Raw genomic sequence first — 16,439 nt, forward strand, 5'->3', positions numbered from 1 at the left:
CAATATACCTTATGTATAATGGGATATTTTGGTTACTTAATGAAAATGCATTGCGTGGCGGGAAAGAATTGTAAAACGGTGTCGGAAGGTTTATCTGGGAATTCCTTGATAACGTGATACATATCACCGAATTACTTGTCTCCATTTGGTAAATTGTTCCTAGAGTCAAAATATTTAAATACAGGGGGATGAAGGTTGAACAAACGAAATTTAGCATTGCTGACTATTTTTCTTACCTATTTTTTGATTGTGTTTGGAGGGTATGTGGCTTCCTCTAATTCCGGTATGGGGTGCGGGCCTGAATGGCCGAAGTGTAATGGTGAAATGATTCCATCCTTAAAAGGAGCTACTCTGATTGAGTATCTGCACCGGGTGATTGGGGCTTTACTTGGAATCCTTTCTTTACTGTTATTTTTCCAGATTCTTCGCTCAAAGCTGGGTTTTACCGCTCGTATGGTATCCTTTGTGATGCTCGGGCTGCTCACGGTTCAGGTTCTTCTTGGTGCAGTGGTCGTGGTACGAGATCTTCCTTCTATTATCATTACCATCCATTTATTAATTGCGATGCTTTTTATGGGCTGTTTAATATGGATATGGAGATACCCTTATTTAGATGGTGCGCAACAGTCCTATCAGGTTCGACACCGAAGTCAAAAATCAATTATCTTTCATTTAAACATCTTACTGGGCCTTATTCTATTAACGTTGGGATTTGGGGCATATATTAAGCATGAAACTTACGGACTGGCCTGTGGCTGGTTGGGCTGCAGGCAATCATTTTTCCCAGGTACAACACCAGAGGTGCTGCAATCTTTCCATAGAGGGTTAGCAGTTGTCACGGCACTTTATCTTCTAGTCGTAACGTATTATGCTTTTTCAAAAAGCTGGGGCAAGGCTTTAAGGAGACGCATGTTATTGTGTACCTTTACGGTTCTTATGCAGCTCCTGATTGGCGTAATGGTTATTGTCACAAAGCTTGATCTCCCATGGGCTGTTTTCCACTTGGCCATCGCTACTGCTTTGTTCGCTTTTGTTACGGAAGCAAGGGTTTATGCAGGGAATTTGGCAGTTAAAGCAGGTCCTAAATATCCGCAAAAAGTTGGAGAGCATGGGAGGCGAAGTAGTTTTTGACAGGATTCGCTGATAAACCATTTACATTCGCTGATAAATTGACTTGATTCGCTGATAAACTGCTCCAATTCGCTGATAACAGTGAAAAATACGCTGATAAATTAAAAAGCGCTTGGATTTCTTACAATCCAAGCGCTTTTTCTCAATGAATATCAATATTCCCGCTCGAAACAGACAAATTGATTTTATGTTCTCCTGAACCATGTGTACCTTTAATGTTTTTCCGATTAAATTCTTTGGACTTCAAAGGAAAATCACAGGAAATATTACCGCTGCTCACTTCACCGTCTAAATCAAAGTCTGCATCATTCGGCAGGTCAAGATTAACGATCCCGGAACTTACATCAAGATTAATCGAATCGGTTAATTTGTCTACCTGAATTTTTGCTCTTCCTGATGAAATATCCCCGTTTATTTTCCCTTTATAATGTTGAATATCAAGATTCCCTGAACTGAGGTCAAACGATCCTGTCTTGGTCGTTAATGAATCAATTTGAACATTACCAGAAGAACCATCATGATTAAAATGATTCACAGTGAGGTTGTCGAGCTTCATATTTCCAGATCCAATATCGAGGGATAATTCGTCTAATTTCATAGACTTCCCCGAAAATTCAAGATTGCCGGAACCTAAATCAATTTCCATATCTTGTTTATAGGATTCCGGAATATAGATTTTTAATGTTTTCTTTTTAAATGGGGTCCAATCAAACCAATCAAACCATTTCTTTTTCACCGTGACTTCAACCGTATCACCGTCCTCGTTCACAGTCAGTTTCCCGTTTCCCTGAAGTACAGCTTTTAAATTCAGGCGATCCGCTGGGATAATAGCCGCATTAACAGCGGAAACATCAACTTTAATGACATGGACATCCTCTGAAATCACAGCAATACCTTCACGACTCCCGGCAGAAAACCAATCAAAACGCAGCGATTGTTGAAAAACAAAATATAAACCCGTAATGATTAATAAAATAATCACAATTCTTTTCATCTTTTTTCTCCCACCCTATTTCCAGTTTTTATCTCTAAATACATCTTATAGGGGGAAAGCATTTCTCACAATGTACTGGAGATTTAATTCTTTTTAAGACTTAAGACGTACGGAACTGGGGGACCTTTCACACGAAGTAAAAGTGGATATATTTTGGTAGACGAAATACTTTAAATTACTGGAATTTGTGCTATTCTTTGTATTGGAGGTGTTTAAGTTGACAACAGAAAAAATTACGCCAAAAGAATTACATGAACGATTAAAAAGAAATGAAAAGGTTTTGCTTCTTGATGTCCGAGCTGAAGATAAATATCAGGCTGAACACATAGCAGCCCCTCAAATTGAAAACCTCAATATTCCTAAAACGATTATTTTTGGAGTAGAGGAAACAAAAGAGGATGCGAAATTATCCCTTCCAAGGGAAGAGGAAATCATCGTTACCTGTACGACAGGAAATTCTGCAGCGAAATGTGCTAGTATCCTCCGAAACCTTGATTATAAAGTCAAAGTTTTAGAGGGTGGCCTTACGGCATGGAAGGAATATAAAAAATCTCTGGAAAAATAGTGGGGAGAGATCTTCATGCTGCAAAGATTAAATAAGCAACTAGAAAAAACTTTGCCTTTGATAACACCCATCAGCGTCATCTTAGGAGTTATATTGAGTGTTTATCTAAAGGACTTTTCCTATTTAGTCCCTTGGTTATTTGCGTTTATGACTTTTTCCGGAAGCCTAAGTTCAAATTTTAAATCGCTAACAGAGGTAATTACCCATCCATTCCCTGTATTCTTAGCTATGTGCATTTTACATGTGTTCATGCCGCTTTGGGCCTGGGGGGTGGGGCATGTTGCCTTTTACGGGGATGACTTTACAATCACAGGGTTAATCCTGGCTATGGTCATTCCAACAGGTGTCACAAGTTTTATTTGGGTATCGATTTACAAAGGAAATATTCCGTTGACCTTATCGATTATTTTAGTGGATACATTACTTTCCCCACTTATTGTTCCTTACTCCATTTCTCTTTTCATGGGTCAAAAAATCAACATGGATTTCATAAATATTATGAAGGGTTTATTTGGAATGGTGGTCATTCCTTCGTTAATCGGTATGTTCTTAAATCAGCTAACGAAGGGAAGGATTAAGGAGCAACTAGGTTCAAAGCTTGCTCCTTTTTCAAAAATTTGCATGGGGGTCGTCGTAATGTTAAACGGCTCTGTTGTTGCCCCCTATTTGCGGCATCTCCATCTAAAATTAGTCCTTATTACCTTGGTGGTATTTTTTATTGCCCTTACTGGTTATTTATTTTCCTTTTTCCTAGGACGGTTAATCAAAAGTGACCGTGATACGGTGATTACATTAACTTTCACTGGCGGAATGCGGAATATTAGTGCAGGAGCTGTTATTGCCGTTTCTTATTTCCCTGCTGCTGTAGCTGTTCCTGTCGTGGTCGGCATGCTATTCCAACAAATTTTAGCCTCATTAAATGGACATTTTTTAAATAAATATTATGATAGAAAGATTGGACACCAAGAATCTAAATCTGTTGCTGTATAGTTGTTAAAAAGGAGTAAAGATGAATGAGTAATTTCACAAAAACGGGAAGTGGATTTTTGACTGGAATTCAAGGCATTCAATGGTCAGTCTTTATGCTCACCAATATTATTGCCGTCCCTATCGTCGTCGGGGCAGCTTTTCATATGTCTCCCGCCGAAATCTCAACATTTATGCAACGCATGCTATTTGTAACGGGGGCAGCTACCTTAGTCCAGTTGTTCATTGGACACCGACTTCAAGTGGTGGAAGGTGCTGCCGGTATGTGGTGGGCTTTGTTCATTGTTCTTGGTTCCATGAGTGCCCCTTCTGAAAAAGGGCATTTATTGCAGCAATTAGAAATGGGTCTAGTCATTGCAGGAATTATTTTAGTGATATTGGGTTTTTCACCAATAATTGAAAAAGTTACAAATTTGTTTACCCCTATTGTAACTGGAGTCTATTTAATTTTGCTCGTCAGCCAAATGAGTGGTTCCTTTATAAAAAGCATGCTGGGAATTACCGAAACGAATCATCTAAATGGGAAAATTATTGGTATTTGTTTAATAGAAATCGTTGTAATTTTATTTTTTTCCTTAAAGGCAAGAGGAATTCTGAGGAGCATGGGACCTCTAATTGGAATTGTGATTGGCTGGTTATTATTTCATTTTTTAGGATTAATTCAACCAGGAAAAACGTACGAGCCAGCAGGATGGTTTGCGGCTCCGAAAGTATTTACCTGGGGTGCACCACAGTTTGATTTTGGGATTGTCTTAACTTCTGTCATCACTGCTATTATCTTAATTTCAAATGTAATTGCAAGTATACTAGTGGTTGGGACTGCTATCGATAGGGAGATAAAGCCACGCGAGTATTCAAAAGGAATTCTCGGCAATGGGGTCAATTTATTTCTCTCAGGACTCTTTTCTGTAGTAGGAGTTGTGCCATTATCCATTTCTGCCGGATTCATTGGAACCACAGGAATTAAAGAGAAAAGTCCAATTGTGGTTGGGGCGGTTTTAATTGTGATTTCTAGCTTTTTTCCATACATTGGTGAGTTTTTTTCTCATTTGCCGATGGAGGTTGCCTATACATCCCTATTTATTCTATTTTCTCAAATGATGGGTTTTGGCATCCGCGACCTCATGGGGCAGGAACCATCGTCGAGAAATTTACTAGTAATTGGTCTTTCGTTAATGGCTGGGATTGGAATGATGTTTGTCCCGACTGCTGCGTTTGAAACGATTGCTCCATGGCTGCGTAATATCATGGCCAATGGCTTACTTGTTGGTCTAATTTTATGTTTACTACTAGAACATGTGGTATTCCGGGAGAAAAAAAATCCTGCTATATATTTGAACTAAATTACAAAACGAAATCCTCTCGCGTTCTTCGCCGAGAGGATATTGTTATTCTTTATTAAACCAGAGGGGATCATCGATATCGACATCGCCATTATAATTAATGAAGATTTCTTCTCCTGCTTTAATATCTTTGTAAGCATAGAAATCAAAGGTGTGATTATCAAAGTTAATTTCATACCTGGCATTGGGTGTGTAAGAATGGTTAAACAGCATCCCATACCCTAATAGAATGGCTGTATGGTTTTTCCCATACTCAAAGGCATAATCCGCAAGAAGTGTCTTTTCGATGTGTTCATGTTCTTCATTCGGATAAGAAATGACCGGGGCTTCATGAATCAATTCCCCTTCTGCAATATCACAAGTGGCAAATACTCCTCGATTAAACTCTCCTGCACTGATCGTTGAAGTCTTAATCTCAATCATAGTAATCTCCTGTTTAAAGTTCTTTTCTTCTTAGCTTGACAGTTAGTATGGATAAAAGCAAATATTTTTACTCTTAATTCAAGTACCTGTTTTTTACGTGGAAGAGAAGTATAATGGGTGTATCTTTTATTTCTTTTTAAAAGGAGCTTTCAATATGAATATCATTGACCTGCATTGTGATGCATTACTTAAGCTTTCAGAGGGGAAGGGTAGACTGCGTTTTGCCGATGCCCTTGAATTAGAGACGAATAAAGCACGTTTACATAAAGGGAAAGTGAAGGTTCAGTGCTTTGCGATTTTTATCGAACCGGAAATTCCTTCTGATCAAAAATTCCAAGAAGCCCTTCAGCAGATTGATTATTTTTACAAGGAGGTTCTTGGGAAGAACCCAGATATGGTTCAGATACGGGAGTGGTCAGATTTTGACAATCTTAAGCTTGGTCAGATTGGAGCGATGTTAACGCTTGAAGGTGTTGATGCAATTGGCAATGATTTAGCGAAGCTGAATATTCTTTATCAGCTTGGAGTTCGTTCGGTCGGCCTGACTTGGAATAATGCCAACCTTGCAGCAGATGGAGCTGGGGAACCACGCGGTGCCGGACTTACCCATTTTGGGAAAAAGATCGTCAAATTTCATAATGATCATAAAATCCTAACGGACGTTTCCCATCTTTCTGACCGGGCATTTTGGGATGTTATGGAGATTGCAAAATATCCAATTGCCAGTCATTCCAACTCAAGAACGCTTTGCAACCATCGACGGAATCTAACGGATGAAATGGCTGTGGAAATGTTTAAAAAGGACGGGTTAATTCATGTTGTCTATAATCCTCCCTTTGTAAAAGAAGAGGGAGAAGCAACCATTGCAGACCTTATTAAACATATTGACCATTTTTGTTCACTTGGCGGTGTGAAACAGATCGGATTGGGTTCGGATTTTGATGGGATTTCTGAATTTATCACGGACTTGGAAGATGCATCGAAGAGCCAAAACCTCATTAATGAATTATTAAAGCATTATTCCGAAGCAGAGGTTAGAGGATTTGCTGGCCAAAACTTCCTAGATAAGAGACCGGGAATTGGAAGATGAAGATCAGGGAGGCTGGTTTAAGGATCGGGAAACTGCCAACAGGTGATAAGAATTGTATTACCGATGTAATAGGGGTTAGGGTAGGACATGTAACATTGGATTACCCTTTGGATGCATCAGGGAATGAGTATGCCTGTACAGGAGTTACTGCCATTTTGCCGCATAACGGAAATTTATTTCGAGAAAAAGTAACGGCCAACTGCCACGTCCTAAATGGATTTGGGAAAACCACGGGTCTAGTTCAAATCAATGAATTAGGAGTGCTTGAATCACCTATTCTGTTAACAAATACCTTTGCTGTTCCGGCGGTTGCGCAGGGCACGCTGCAATATATGTTAGAGGAAAATCCTGAAATTGGAGAGTCAACAGGAACTATCAATGTGGTTGTTGGTGAATGCAATGACAGCTATCTTAATTCGATACGTCTCTTTCCGATAAAGCCGGAGCATGCCGTAGAAGCCATTCGAAAAGCAACCGCTGAGCCTGCTAGAGAAGGGGCTGTTGGTGCTGGTAAGGGAATGGTGTGTTTTGGCTATAAAGGCGGGATTGGAACGTCTTCACGTAAAATTGAAGAATATACGATTGGCTGCCTTGTTCTAAGCAATTTTGGAAGAAAAGAAGAGTTTCAATGGGCACGTTATTTTAGTGAAGGAGAAGCTCTTTCGGAAACAGCTGATGGCTCGATCATCCTTGTTCTTGCGACAGATGCGCCATTAAGCGACCGGCAGCTTAAGCGTGTGGCTAAGCGCTGCGGAATTGGTTTAGGGCGGACAGGCAGCCATTTCAGCCATGGAAGTGGAGATATTGTGATTGCTTTTTCAACGGCACATAAAATTCTTCATTTTTCAGAGGATGCTTTGGAGATGCGCTCACAACTACGTGAGGACCATTCGGTTATGAATCAGCTTTTTATGGGAGCTGCTGAGGCGGCCGAGGAGGCGATTTTAAACTCCCTGTCACAGGCTGAGACCACAAAGGGGCGTAATGGCCGCGTTGTTAACCAACTTAATTTTAAAAAGGAATGAACTTTAAAGTGTATCTAACTATAAAAGAAACAGCAGAGTATTTATCTGTCCCGGTTTCAACTGTAGAAAAGCTCGTGCAGAAGCGAAAGATTCGTACCCTCTATGACGGAACAGAATATTTAATTTATAAAGATCAATTTAATACGCATTTGAGGCAGATGGAAAAATACAAACAACTAGTTGAGGAAATCTTAAATGAGCCGATTCCGGAAGATCTTGATGTGAAGGATGAGGATTAACTTTCAGGCTAGCAACGAATGAAAGCGATCATGGAATGCATACTAATAACAAATTTTCTTTTCTGAATGATAGAGGGGAATGAAGATAATTTTGGCAGATGAACATTACGGTATGGAGATTGGAATTTATACATTAGGTGATTTAGTTCCAGATCCTCAAACCGGGAAAACAATTCGTGCAAGTGAGAGATTGAAAGAAATTATGGGTGCGGCAAAGATGGCTGACGAAGCTGGTCTCGATGTATTTGGTGTTGGTGAACATCATCGTTTAGACTATGCGATTTCATCACCGCCAGTTGTATTGTCTGCCGTATCGCAGGTTACAAAGCGGATTAAACTGGCAAGTACTACAACTGTATTAGGTACTGTGGATCCTGTCCGGTTATTTGAAGATTTTGCAACACTGGATCTTTTATCAAACGGCAGGGCTGAAGTTATAGCAGGGCGAGGGGCTTTTGTAGAGTCTTTTTCATTATTCGGGTATGATTTGGACAATTATGACGGCTTATTTGAAGAGAATATCGATTTGTTTTTAAAGTTGAATGCGAATGAAAAAGTGACTTGGAATGGCCATTATCGTACGCCATTATTTGATGCTGAGATTGCACCGCGTCCTCTACAAAATGGTATTCCTTTTTGGGTTGGGGTAGGAGGTTCTCCGGAAAGTGCAGAACGTGCAGGTAAATTCGGTACGGGATTAACCATGGCGATTCTCGGTGGTGATCCGAAACGCTTTAAACCGCTTGTGGATGTATATCGCAAGACAGCGGAGCAGTCAGGACATGCGCTGGAAAATTTGAAAGTGGCTGTAACGGGACATGCGTTTATTGGGGAAACGACCCAGCAGGCGAAAGACGATTATTATCCTTATTATGCCCATTACCGTGATTTTTTCAGTAAAGAGCAAGGAAGAAATCACATGAGTCGAGAAGAATTCGAACAGCTCGCAGCACCAGATACAGCATTATTTGTCGGAAGTCCACAACAGATCATCGAAAAAATCCTAACCCAATATGAACTTTTTGGACATCAACGCTTTATAGCACAAATGGATATTGGTGGCATGCCTTTCAAGAAAGTGGCTGAAAACATAGAGTTGTTGGCAACGAAAGTAGCACCAGTTGTTCGAAGGGAAACAAAAAATTCAACATTGGCTACCCAAGCTGACAAATAAACAAACCATGACTTAAGAGTGAATCATAGAAGAATTTCCCTTGCTGCTTAATGAATTATATAATTGTATGGACGGAAAAGAATACTTAAGCAAGGAAGGGTTAAAGACATTGGCTGATATTTTCTTAAAAAGAATCTACGACCCATATGACGAAATGGATGGTTATCGAATTTTAATTGATCGCCTTTGGCCTCGCGGAATCTCAAAGGAATCTGCAAAACTAGATGAGTGGCTGAAGGATGTGGCCCCAAGCAGCGAGCTCAGAAAATGGTTTTGCCATAAGCCGGAGCTTTTTGAGGAGTTCAAGTTGAGATATGCGGAAGAGCTTAGGAACGATGAAGAAAAGGTGAGAGGGATTAACCATATCGTTGATTTAACCTCCAATGGAAGGGTAACGCTTTTATATGGGGCAAAGGATCCAATCTATAACCATGCCAACGTATTACAAGAAGAGCTAAATCGGAAATGATAAAAATCGGCCTGGGGAGCAACCCAAGCCGATTTTTTATATTACATATAGATAAACACAGAGGAAATGAGCTAAGCTTCCAAGTAAAATAAAAATATGAAAAATCTCGTGGAATCCCATATTTTTAAATTCCAAAAATTTAGGTTTTGCTCCGTAAATTACACCGCCAATGGTATAAAAAACGCCACCTAGAATTAATAAAAACAAACCGAACGGATTCAAACTACCTGCAAGGGGAGAGAAAACAAAGATTATCATCCAGCCCATTGCGATATACAGGGCGGTTGAGATCCACCGCGGACATTGAAACCAAACCATTTTAAAAACAACCCCGCAAATCGCAACAGCACCAATAATTGAAAAGAGAATCCAGCCAATTTTTCCATTTAAACTAATAAAGCAAAAAGGTGTGTACGTCCCTGCGATTAACACAAAAATCATCGAATGATCGAGTCGTCTTAAGAAAGCAATCACTTTATCACGGGCAATGACCATGTGATAGGTGGCTGATGCCGAATACAGTAAAATCATGCTGACTCCAAAAATAATAACAGCAGTTATCGAAAGTGGTGATGGAGTGTTCATCGATACTTTGATGACCATTGCAAGCAGGCCGATAAACGATAAAAGGGCTCCGGCCAAATGGGTAAATCCATTGATGGGTTCACGAACATACTGATACATTTTAAATCCTCCCAACGCAACATGTAGTTTTAATGACTACATATAATCATACCGATAAAACATTAGCTAGTCAATGTTTATTCGTTTAGGTATAATCAAATTAGAAATTTTTGAGAACGGGGTTTTTGAATGGAAAAAATTAAAGCTATTATGGATCAGCTTGATTTAAATACAAGCCTGACTTTAGAGGAAATTCCGAAGATTGATTTGTATATGGACCAGGTTATTCAATTATTTGAAAATAAATTTGGTGAGTCAAAACGGAAGGAAGACGATAAGGTTTTGACGAAAACCATGATTAATAACTATGCAAAAGGGAAGCTTATTTTTCCAATACAAAATAAAAAATATTCCAAAGAACATCTCATTTTAATCAGTTTGATTTATCAGCTTAAAGGAGGCCTCTCCATCAATGATATTAAGGTAATGCTCGATGAGATGAATAAAAAAATTATTATGGAAGACATTGAGTTAGACTCTTTTTATTCGAGCTATTTGAATCTAACTGCGCAGAATGTAGAGGATTTTGACAAGGATATTGAGGAGCGGATTAAAGCAGTAAAACAAGAAGTAAAGGGATTGCAGGAAGAAAAGTCTCAGTATATAGAGGAAGTTTTAATGATTTCTTCGTTAGTTCATATGAGCAATCTTTATCGACGAGTGGCTGAGAAGCTCGTGGATACCATTACGGTTGAAAAAGAAGGCAAGCACCATAAATGATCATCCTAGAGGGTTCCGTTTTCGGGTGCTTTCTTAATAAAAAATAAGAATTGACGTATGAATTAGGCATACGTCTTTTTCTCTATATATCAAGGTTTCTACGAAATTTCATTAACTTTGACATAGCAATTGACATCATTATTATGATGGACAATAAGTCAGTGCCGTTTTGAGTACCAATTTTATTGATATTTAGCTGCTGATTCCCGCCTACAGGACCAAGGGGGTCCGCACTTATCGGTTGGGGGATCAGGTTAAGCACCCAAGCTAATAAATAGACGGAGGAATTACGCTTAATTAGAAATTATTATAAAAAAAAGCCTAAATAGGCGGAGAAATTCCGCCTATTGACTCGAAAAATGCGAAATTGGGGGATTTTTCTTTGTATAATCGGAAAACCTTCCCTTATTTATCCCGAAATGAGCTCCATTCTACATTTAACCGAAAAGTCTCCGCTTATATATATTACTTTTGCTGGTTACACGATTAAGGACAAGATATGCTTATTTTTTATTCAAAGCAGGTTCTGTAAACTCTTTTATATTTATGGTCATCACATCCTGTATCCCTTGCTCAACCTCAACCGCACTAGACCCAGAATTTTTAGCGACCACATTTTCAATTCGAACGGAATCGGCCTGATTGGCACCACCGTAAATCTTTATACCGGCACCTGCTTTTTTAAAATCGCAAAGGTTTATATGGTTTAAAATGACCTTTCTTGCACGGTATTGAATCGCGATTACGGGGTTGCCTTTGTATTCATAATCAGGATCTCCTACAAGAGTAAAATGGTTGATGACAACATTCTCATAAGCAGAAACAACCAACCCCCTTGGTGTCGAGTCCACATATAAATCCGAGTAAATTGGCGCAATGGCAGCTAGATTCGTTGCCATTAGATTAAAGGCCGTCTTTGATTTATGATCAGTACTTTTGTGATGGCCGATATGGCGAAAATTAAAAGAACGGTTATCGTTAACGGAAAGATGGCCGATGATTTGTATATTTGCAGCTGCAGAGGAATTTTCATGTGCTTTACATTCAACCCCGCCAAAGCATCTAGCGGTGGAATTATTGGCGAGCATAACGTCTCTAGAGCCGTCATCAATTTCAATACCATTAGAATTTGAAAAGCCTTTTTTATGAGCACGCCCGCTTGGGTCGCACATATGGGAATTCGAAATAAAGATCTTTTCGCTGTGATGGGTGGTAATTCCATCGTCGCCAAACCCGTAGCCATTCAGGTTATCCAGCCATATATAGCTGCTTCCGCCCTTGGCACGATAGCCATCCCCGGCATAATTGTACAGGGTAGACGTAATATCAAAGCAATGGAGACCAGGATTAATCGCTTCAACATCTCGAACCCAGCCATAGATAACATTCGCATACGTTAAACAGCTGGAATGATTGCCCCAGGAGGCCGTTTTTGGAACATTACCAAGCCTTTCGACATTCCAGTCTAACGTCATGCCTTGGACAAAGAGATGGTGATTACCGCGCCAATGATTGGCGTTTGTCACAAGTCTTTTTCCTTTTGGGGCTTCATCGTGCAGTTTGATGATTGTTTTCCCTTTTCCTACCCCAACTAGGCAGGTCCAGGAGGGCAAAAGGAGTCCTTTTGTTATAAAAATACCTTCTGGCACATGAACTTTAACCCGGCCAGTCCCAATCGCTTTTTTAAAGGCCGCGGTGTTATCCGTTCGCCCATCTCCGATTGCACCAAAATCGGCTACATTTACTTCTTGAGTGAGACGGCTTAATAAGTGGCTGTATTCATTATCTAGCGTCTCTTTCCACTCTGGATAAACATTTCCTGCTGCATCCATCATAGTTTTGGAAGGAGCTCCGAGCTCTGTTATGGAAGAGAGGGGACGAAATAGTCCAGAAAGGATTCTCTCTTGAAAAGCCTGCTTCTTTTGCACAGGAGCAGGGAGGGGAATCTTTTTCTCCGTACATTCCAAGTATAGTTTCTCAGTTTCATGCAAAACTCTTTTTATGTCAAGCTGACCGCCATTGATTTGGCTGAGAATCGCCCCATTCCTTTTCGGATCATGATTTTTACCTAAAGAAAGCAACTCATACTCACCTCCGTTTCAAAAAGTGACACTGTTTCACAAAGTGACAGGCACCGTTCGTGGACAAAATAGAAGTTTTGTCCGTGTGGAGTGGGCAGGACTTCTATTTTGTCTGATCTTTCTTATTTAGTGTCTTTATCATGATATAAACTGTCAATATTCCAAGTGTATCGATGCCAAGATCATATAAACGGCCATCACGCCCCCAATAGAGTTGAAAAAACTCGGTGAAGAAGGCGAAGGCAACGGATATTGTAATGGACGACTTATGGCTTTTTAACAAGTTGAAAATGAGCAGGTCCATGATAGCAAAGCCAATAAAATGTCCCAGTTTGATCACAACAAAGTAGGGATGGATTAAGGCGATATCATTAAAATTAAAGAATGATATAAAGTCTGGTGACGGGTTCCATTTAAATTCAACAGATCCGGAATGAATCATTAATTCAAGGTTATTTGTCCAAGTATTGATCAATAGAAACAAGCCCCATAGAAGGATTGCGAAAATTTTAATAGGCTGATTATCTTTTTGGGGATCAACTATTTTGGAGGTACGTTGTTGATTCATGAATTACTTCTCCTACACTTCTTTTATCCATCATTTTTGACGGATTTTAATGGCTCTAAACAAATTATACGGCTTTTGCATGATGAAGTTAATGTTCGTTACCTGCTTTTTATTAGTAATTTAAAAATATATGGGGAAGATAATAACCGGACCTTTATCGTTCGGAGATAACTGTTTTAAAAGTATTAAATAAGTGCAGGAATTTATATCGTTGTAGTGAACTTTCAATTCGAATAAATTAGACATGGAAGGAAGTTGAAATTGAAGAAAAAAATATTATTATCAGGGTTTGTAGCATTTTTTGTATTTTTATCTTTTAGTTTAGGGGTATGGGCTGCACCAAAATTATCAGTCTGGTTTAATGGTAAAGCCAAAAAAGTAAGTGTTAAAATGATTAATAAAAAAGCATATGTACCTCTTAACGACGTTGTTTCGTGGTTTGGCGGTAAAGTAAAATATGATAAAAAATCAAATAAATATATCGTTACATCTAAGGATTATCATCCAAGTGGGACTAAGCTGAAATCTTATAATGTAAATGCTGTACTTCAATCAGGTCCGATGAAAATGACCGTGAGTAAGGTTACAGTTAATCCTAGTTACAAATATGACCAATACATGCCGGCAATTAAAGCGGTGGTTTTAGATGTTAAGGTTCAAAACACTTCAACTAAAAAGGTAAATTGGTTCCCTGTACAAGGAATTTACGCTTTTAATACAGGAGAACAAATAGAGGATGCCATTTCATATTCACAACAGGTTGATGGGGAGTTCCTTGGGAATACTACAAAGAGTGGAAAGATTGTATTAAAAGTAAATAAAAGTAACTTGGATTCGATTAAATCCATACAAATACAGGTGGATGGACCATTCGATGATGAATTTAACCAGTTAGGTGAAAAAGTTACTTATAATTTAAAATTCAGGTAAAAAAGCAGCCCTTCACTGGTTAGTGGGGGCTATTTTCAATACAATCTTGATGGTGATGACAGGCACCCATTCTCCTTCACTTCAAACTCAAAAAAGGTGAAGTGGGCGGAAAGATAAAGAATGATAAAGATGGCTTTGGAGTCTAAATGTTATTTAATAATTCAATTAGTTCATTGTTTTTCTTTTGGCGTTCCTTTCGGGCTTCGATTGCCTGCTCAATCGTCACTGCTAAAAATCGAGATGTGGACAAGGGTCTGGACTGTGCAATCCGGTCTAGGTCAGGACTAATAACGGTTCCAATTGTAACAAATCCGCCACCGGTTGTTCCATCATGTAATGGGATAATAACTTCCTCTTCATTCGGTACAATGATCCCGCCGATTGGATACATAGTATCGACAACATTTCCGGACCCTTCTCCCGCCCCAAATGGCGGCTCCGTATTTCGGAACCCGATTGAACCGCCTTTAAATCGATAGGCTACTTGATTGGATTCTGTCGATACTCTCCAGTTAGTATTAAGGAAAGATTTTATTCCCTCATCACTGACTAATGACCCCGACAGACCCATCAACACACGAAGCTCATTTGAATTAGGGAAATCGGGTAAAAAATTAGAGCTAATTGTTTTACCAACCTGTTTAAACACTCCCGGCAATGGTTCGCCAATAGGAACACAATCTCCAGCCAGAAGCTTGCGACCCTTATAACCGCCAAATTCGCTAAATATATAAGTTGATCGGCTTCCTAATATTTCAGGGACTTGGATTCCTCCCGAAATACATAGATATGTTTTAACTCCATGTTTCACGGGTGATAAACGTAAGATATCTCCTTCCTGTACCTTGACATTCTCCCACATCGGAATACGACGATTATTAATCTGCGGCTCCATCGGTGCCCCAGTAATAGAAATCACGGTATCTTTTTGAAATTCTATTTTTGATCCAATTATTGTCATTTCTAATCCTGCAAATTCAGGGGGATTGCCAAGTAGGAGATTCCCAGCCATGAATGAATACTTGTCTGCTGCACCACTCGGAGGGACACCATAATGATAGTTTCCGTATCTCCCAAGGTCTTGAACAGTTGTTTGCAAACCTGGCTCAAGAATTCGTAGCATATTAAAATCCCTCCATTAGCTCAAGTATATAAGCTCTTCCTTTACAAAAATATTCTTCCGGAGAAAAGTCAATTTCCTTAATCCTGAACCGATAAGTACCCTGTTCAACCTCTTGACTAATCCTCTGATACTCTGACTCCGTAACAGAGCAGTGTTTCCACAAATCACCTGGCCGAGCGAGAAAAAGGGATTGATTGAAATCCTTCAATTGTTGCTCCTTCTGGAAGACAGGGACTGCAGACATCCCGATCAGTTGATAGCTTCCCGGTCCAGATACCGGATAAATTGCCGTAAAAGACCCCCCTAAACCAACAGCTTGTTTTGGAGTATCCGTTCTTGGACTCATATATTTGGGAGTTTGAATCATTTTTTCCCGCGGCAAGCCTAGCTGGAATTCCCAAGCAGTCCCTGGATTAAATCCCATCATACTGATAAGATACGGCATTGAGGTATGTGCTTCTATAAAGGCATCTTTATCTCTAAAACCATTTTTTTTCATTACAAACTCAAAATTAGTTAAAGAGGGGTCTTGGTGGCGATCCTTAAATCGTCTAGAATATTCTTGTGTAACAGGATCGTCATACCATATGGGAATTTCCACAATACGTATGGATAAATTTAATTCTGCTGGATTGCTTTTTATAATATCGATTTCCTTAAGATAATCTAACAAATCATATGCGGAAATAATATCAGGATTAAAACGAATAAGATACGATGCGTTAGCCGGGCAAATATCCCAAACACCTGGGATTTTCCGACTTCTCAGTTCTTTCGTGATCGCTAATGCCTTGAAGTTGCTTTCTGCACTCATTTCTTTAGAAATTTCAGCAAATATATATTCGTCACCCCCAAAGTGAAAACGAGTCTCTGGGATTGTAAACATGATTCCA

General features: G+C 39.4%; 18 protein-coding genes. 11 read left to right on the forward strand and 7 right to left on the reverse strand.

Going from position 1 to position 16,439, the window contains the following annotated elements; genetic code table 11:
• The first annotated feature begins 195 nt into the window (after positions 1-195).
• Entirely contained in the window at positions 196-1,131 is a 936-nt protein-coding gene (locus tag M028_RS0105950) for a COX15/CtaA family protein (protein ID WP_026573083.1), read from the forward strand.
• Between the two features lie 142 nt (positions 1,132-1,273).
• Here the strand turns inward: M028_RS0105950 and liaG are convergent, their stop codons facing one another.
• Positions 1,274-2,125 carry a LiaG family protein gene (liaG, locus tag M028_RS0105955; protein ID WP_026573084.1) on the reverse strand — a complete coding sequence of 284 codons (852 nt, stop codon included), beginning with the start codon at positions 2,123-2,125 and terminating at the stop codon, positions 1,274-1,276.
• A gap of 208 nt (positions 2,126-2,333) precedes the next feature.
• On the opposite strand from liaG, the gene M028_RS0105960 reads away from it, so the two are divergent.
• The 3 genes from M028_RS0105960 to M028_RS0105970 are packed head-to-tail and all read left to right on the forward strand — an operon-like array spanning position 2,334 to position 5,020.
• Positions 2,334-2,690 (forward strand): rhodanese-like domain-containing protein, encoded by a 357-nt coding sequence (locus tag M028_RS0105960; protein WP_442852776.1) that lies wholly within the window; start codon positions 2,334-2,336, stop codon positions 2,688-2,690.
• A 15-nt stretch (positions 2,691-2,705) separates the two neighbouring features.
• Positions 2,706-3,680, forward strand: a complete 975-nt coding sequence (locus tag M028_RS0105965) for a bile acid:sodium symporter family protein (protein WP_026573086.1) — start codon at positions 2,706-2,708, stop codon at positions 3,678-3,680.
• Positions 3,681-3,703: 23 nt separating this feature from the next.
• Complete coding sequence (locus tag M028_RS0105970; protein WP_026573087.1) at positions 3,704-5,020, forward strand: purine/pyrimidine permease; 1,317 nt, start codon at positions 3,704-3,706, stop codon at positions 5,018-5,020.
• A gap of 45 nt (positions 5,021-5,065) precedes the next feature.
• Here the strand turns inward: M028_RS0105970 and M028_RS0105975 are convergent, their stop codons facing one another.
• Positions 5,066-5,443 carry an SET domain-containing protein gene (locus M028_RS0105975; RefSeq protein ID WP_026573088.1) on the reverse strand — a complete coding sequence of 126 codons (378 nt, stop codon included), beginning with the start codon at positions 5,441-5,443 and terminating at the stop codon, positions 5,066-5,068.
• 154 nt (positions 5,444-5,597) lie between these two features.
• Here M028_RS0105975 and M028_RS0105980 point away from each other — a divergent pair, with 154 nt between their 5' ends.
• From M028_RS0105980 to M028_RS0106000, 5 genes are all read left to right on the forward strand, one after another.
• Positions 5,598-6,533, forward strand: a complete 936-nt coding sequence (locus tag M028_RS0105980; RefSeq protein ID WP_026573089.1) for a dipeptidase — start codon at positions 5,598-5,600, stop codon at positions 6,531-6,533.
• Positions 6,530-7,558 carry a P1 family peptidase gene (locus tag M028_RS0105985; RefSeq protein WP_026573090.1) on the forward strand — a complete coding sequence of 343 codons (1,029 nt, stop codon included), beginning with the start codon at positions 6,530-6,532 and terminating at the stop codon, positions 7,556-7,558. The genes M028_RS0105980 and M028_RS0105985 overlap by 4 nt, the downstream gene beginning before the upstream one ends.
• Positions 7,559-7,566: 8 nt before the next feature.
• Entirely contained in the window at positions 7,567-7,797 is a 231-nt protein-coding gene (locus M028_RS0105990; RefSeq protein ID WP_026573091.1) for an excisionase family DNA-binding protein, read from the forward strand.
• A 79-nt stretch (positions 7,798-7,876) separates the two neighbouring features.
• Entirely contained in the window at positions 7,877-8,971 is a 1,095-nt protein-coding gene (locus M028_RS0105995) for an LLM class flavin-dependent oxidoreductase (protein ID WP_081810673.1), read from the forward strand.
• Positions 8,972-9,011: 40 nt separating this feature from the next.
• On the forward strand, positions 9,012-9,440 hold the full coding sequence (locus tag M028_RS0106000; protein ID WP_331280305.1) for a DUF488 domain-containing protein: 429 nt from the start codon (positions 9,012-9,014) through the stop codon (positions 9,438-9,440).
• 36 nt (positions 9,441-9,476) lie between these two features.
• On the opposite strand, the gene trhA is transcribed toward M028_RS0106000, so the two are convergent.
• Positions 9,477-10,124 carry a PAQR family membrane homeostasis protein TrhA gene (trhA, locus tag M028_RS0106005; protein WP_026573094.1) on the reverse strand — a complete coding sequence of 216 codons (648 nt, stop codon included), beginning with the start codon at positions 10,122-10,124 and terminating at the stop codon, positions 9,477-9,479.
• A 129-nt stretch (positions 10,125-10,253) separates the two neighbouring features.
• Between trhA and M028_RS0106010 the strand changes: the two genes are divergently transcribed.
• On the forward strand, positions 10,254-10,844 hold the full coding sequence (locus M028_RS0106010; RefSeq protein ID WP_026573095.1) for a DUF1836 domain-containing protein: 591 nt from the start codon (positions 10,254-10,256) through the stop codon (positions 10,842-10,844).
• Positions 10,845-11,347: 503 nt separating this feature from the next.
• Here M028_RS0106010 and M028_RS29525 read toward each other — a convergent pair.
• Positions 11,348-12,925, reverse strand: a complete 1,578-nt coding sequence (locus M028_RS29525) for a glycosyl hydrolase family 28-related protein (protein ID WP_035423843.1) — start codon at positions 12,923-12,925, stop codon at positions 11,348-11,350.
• A 103-nt stretch (positions 12,926-13,028) separates the two neighbouring features.
• Positions 13,029-13,493, reverse strand: a complete 465-nt coding sequence (locus M028_RS29530; RefSeq protein ID WP_035423845.1) for a VanZ family protein — start codon at positions 13,491-13,493, stop codon at positions 13,029-13,031.
• 261 nt (positions 13,494-13,754) lie between these two features.
• Here M028_RS29530 and M028_RS0106030 point away from each other — a divergent pair, with 261 nt between their 5' ends.
• Complete coding sequence (locus M028_RS0106030; protein ID WP_026573097.1) at positions 13,755-14,423, forward strand: hypothetical protein; 669 nt, start codon at positions 13,755-13,757, stop codon at positions 14,421-14,423.
• Positions 14,424-14,565: 142 nt separating this feature from the next.
• Here the strand turns inward: M028_RS0106030 and M028_RS0106035 are convergent, their stop codons facing one another.
• Both M028_RS0106035 and M028_RS0106040 read right to left on the reverse strand, forming a co-directional pair.
• Positions 14,566-15,546, reverse strand: a complete 981-nt coding sequence (locus tag M028_RS0106035) for a biotin-dependent carboxyltransferase family protein (RefSeq protein ID WP_026573098.1) — start codon at positions 15,544-15,546, stop codon at positions 14,566-14,568.
• Between the two features lies 1 nt (position 15,547).
• Positions 15,548-16,432 (reverse strand): 5-oxoprolinase subunit B family protein, encoded by an 885-nt coding sequence (locus M028_RS0106040; RefSeq protein ID WP_026573099.1) that lies wholly within the window; start codon positions 16,430-16,432, stop codon positions 15,548-15,550.
• Between the last annotated feature and the right edge of the window lie 7 nt (positions 16,433-16,439).

The sequence above is a fragment of the Bacillus sp. UNC438CL73TsuS30 genome, assembly GCF_000482325.1.
Classification (GTDB): domain Bacteria; phylum Bacillota; class Bacilli; order Bacillales; family Cytobacillaceae; genus Neobacillus.

Coding starts and splice junctions, on each gene's coding strand:
- liaG (WP_026573084.1), bottom strand. CDS start 2,125: ATGAAAAGAATTGTGATTATTTTATTAATCATTACGGGTTTATATTTT.
- M028_RS0105965 (WP_026573086.1), top strand. CDS start 2,706: ATGCTGCAAAGATTAAATAAGCAACTAGAAAAAACTTTGCCTTTGATA.
- M028_RS0105970 (WP_026573087.1), top strand. CDS start 3,704: ATGAGTAATTTCACAAAAACGGGAAGTGGATTTTTGACTGGAATTCAA.
- M028_RS0105975 (WP_026573088.1), bottom strand. CDS start 5,443: ATGATTGAGATTAAGACTTCAACGATCAGTGCAGGAGAGTTTAATCGA.
- M028_RS0105980 (WP_026573089.1), top strand. CDS start 5,598: ATGAATATCATTGACCTGCATTGTGATGCATTACTTAAGCTTTCAGAG.
- M028_RS0105985 (WP_026573090.1), top strand. CDS start 6,530: ATGAAGATCAGGGAGGCTGGTTTAAGGATCGGGAAACTGCCAACAGGT.
- M028_RS0105995 (WP_081810673.1), top strand. CDS start 7,877: ATGAAGATAATTTTGGCAGATGAACATTACGGTATGGAGATTGGAATT.
- trhA (WP_026573094.1), bottom strand. CDS start 10,124: ATGTATCAGTATGTTCGTGAACCCATCAATGGATTTACCCATTTGGCC.
- M028_RS0106010 (WP_026573095.1), top strand. CDS start 10,254: ATGGAAAAAATTAAAGCTATTATGGATCAGCTTGATTTAAATACAAGC.
- M028_RS29530 (WP_035423845.1), bottom strand. CDS start 13,493: ATGAATCAACAACGTACCTCCAAAATAGTTGATCCCCAAAAAGATAAT.
- M028_RS0106035 (WP_026573098.1), bottom strand. CDS start 15,546: ATGCTACGAATTCTTGAGCCAGGTTTGCAAACAACTGTTCAAGACCTT.
- M028_RS0106040 (WP_026573099.1), bottom strand. CDS start 16,432: ATGTTTACAATCCCAGAGACTCGTTTTCACTTTGGGGGTGACGAATAT.